2 protein-coding genes are annotated in these 908 nt (G+C 39.6%); both read left to right on the forward strand.

Annotated elements, in window-relative coordinates; genetic code table 11:
• Window positions 1-62 precede the first annotated feature (62 nt).
• Window positions 63-404 carry an IS630 transposase-related protein gene (locus CXF58_RS01190; protein ID WP_102076321.1) on the forward strand — a complete coding sequence of 114 codons (342 nt, stop codon included), beginning with the start codon at window positions 63-65 and terminating at the stop codon, window positions 402-404.
• Complete coding sequence (locus CXF58_RS01195) at window positions 346-903, forward strand: IS630 family transposase (protein WP_145989766.1); 558 nt, start codon at window positions 346-348, stop codon at window positions 901-903. The genes CXF58_RS01190 and CXF58_RS01195 overlap by 59 nt, the downstream gene beginning before the upstream one ends.
• The last annotated feature ends 5 nt before the right edge of the window (window positions 904-908 follow it).

A 908-nucleotide genomic window follows, 5' to 3' on the forward strand; every position in this document is an offset into this window, starting at 1 on the left:
TATAGTAGAGCCTTTATAAAAGTGGTACATTAGTTTTAAAACAAGCGAAAAGTAAAAAGATTATGACTTATTCAGCAGATTTTCGTGCTCAAGTGATTAAAAGTGTTAAACAACAAGGTATGAGTATCAGACACGCTTCTGCATTCTATGACATTAGTAAGGCCACGCTACAGAATTGGCTCAAAGATCCTAGTATCAAACTCACTCGCAATAAACCACCCAGTAAAATACCTAACGAAGCATTATTAAAAGATGTTGAACAACATCCAGACGATTACCTGTACGAGAGAGCACAGCGTTTTGGGTGTAGCAAGTCGGGCATCGAGGCTGCTTTAAAACGCCTTGGTGTCAGTCAAAAAAAAGACCTTGGCGCATCCAAAAGCTTGCCCCATAAAGAGAGCTAAGTATCTAAGCAAACTTAACAAATACATTGCTCAAGGCCTTGCTATTGTATACATGGATGAAAGCGGCTTTGAGTCTGAAACCATTCGTTCTCATGGCTATGCACCTATTGGAACCCCTTGCATCGATAGTTACAACTGGCAAGGTAAAAAACGAACCAACGTTATTGGTGCTCTCTATGACAAGACGCTGTTTGCACTCGATTACTTTGAGAAGAACATCAATGGCGATATCTTCTATAACTGGTGCAAAGACACGCTAATACCAAGCCTTAAAACTAAATGCGTGATTGTCATGGATAACGCTAGCTTTCACAAACGCGTTCAGAGACTGCTCAATAGACATGGTCATCGCTTGTTATTTCTACCGCCGTACAGTCCCGATTTAAACCCTATTGAGAAAAAATGGGCACAGGCTAAATTTCTACGCCAAGGATGGATGGAGAATAATCTACCTAAACTATTTCATAATATGGGTTGTACTAATTTTATTGTGGATTGACTATA

This window comes from Psychrobacter sp. Sarcosine-02u-2 (assembly GCF_002836335.1).
GTDB lineage: Bacteria > Pseudomonadota > Gammaproteobacteria > Pseudomonadales > Moraxellaceae > Psychrobacter > Psychrobacter faecalis.